Annotated in this window: 1 protein-coding gene; it reads right to left on the reverse strand. The window is 53.5% G+C overall.

The annotated features are described in order from the left end of the window. Nucleotides 1-44: 44 nt before the first annotated feature. Nucleotides 45-1,280: a flagellar hook-length control protein FliK gene (locus J5224_RS28365; RefSeq protein WP_413544738.1), complete on the reverse strand. Its 1,236-nt coding sequence runs from the start codon at nt 1,278-1,280 to the stop codon at nt 45-47. Nucleotides 1,281-1,283: the final 3 nt, after the last annotated feature.

Consider the following 1,283-nt stretch of genomic DNA (forward strand, 5'->3'; position numbering starts at 1 on the left):
AATAAACCAGAAAAATCGCGCTAACTTGTTCGTTTACCTGATGTTTATGCAAAAATATCGACACCGCTCACTGGTCTCGCGCGGACTGTGCTTGACATTTCAATCTCGCTCACATCATCGCCATAGGGCACAGAGGACGCAAATTGCTGCCGATAAGAGGCACTGTTATCACCGGTATCGTTGTTATTGCCCGCCATTTGCTGCTGGGCTTGTTGCCAACCGCTATTATCACTCGCTACGTTGCTTTGGCCCAGGTTAATACCGCTTTCTGCCATCGCTGCACGCAGATGAGGCAACGCGGCCTCAAGGGCGCTACGCACCTGACTGTTTGCCGATGCTAAGTGAATTTGTGCTTGATTATCATCCAGACGCAACGAGATATGCAACGTGCCCAGTTCTTCAGGGTGCAGTCGCAATTGTACACTTTGCTGTCCGTTACGGCTCAGCATGATGATTTGCTGACCGAGAGAATCCTGCCACTGCGTGGTGCCCAGTTGGGCATTTAACTGGGCGCTGGCACCCGGTTGTGCAATGTTGTTGGTCATTGACGTCTGCGCATTGGGGGCCAGACTCACCGGAGCAGTGTGTGCGGTCAACGGCAGTTGGTTGCCGCTGATATCCTGTTTGGTCACATCGGCGATGGTGTGTGCCACGACTGCCGATTTATCCTGCACGGCGGTGCTGTCATCAACCTGCGCTTGGGCACGAGACGGATCGTTCGCTGTCGATCGACTGTTCTTGGCGTTGGATATCGCTGTTGCCAGCGTATCACTTGCGCTGGTGACCGCGTCGCGCGGGGCGAGCGAACTGAACAATGATGCGGATGCTGACGCTGTTGCGCTGTCTTGGGTGTTCTGCTGAGCCGTATTATTCAGGCCAGGTATCGATAGTGACTGTGCAGCCTGAAGCAACGATGACATGTCGCTGCTTTGTGGCGTAGCGGGGGTTACCACCGGCGCTAACATCGCCATTAACGCTTGTACCGCTTGCGTATCGGTTGACGGCAGTTCATCGCTACTCTTCTCAAGGGTCGCCTCTTTGCCTTGACCAAAAGACTTACGTAATGACGTCACCAGCTCTGACAGCGTTTTGTCATCCAGATTATCTTGCCCATTGACGGCTTTGAGCAGCGTATTCAGATCCTGCTGGCTTAAATCAATATCTTGTGCTGACAACGCATCCAACAGCTTTTGCTTACTGTCTTTCCCGCTCAGCGCCGACGTATTGTCAGTTGGCACGGCGGCCGTGGCCGCTTTTTTCGGCAGGTGCAGCGATAACAGTTG

The organism is Candidatus Symbiopectobacterium sp. NZEC135 (genome assembly GCF_025962695.1).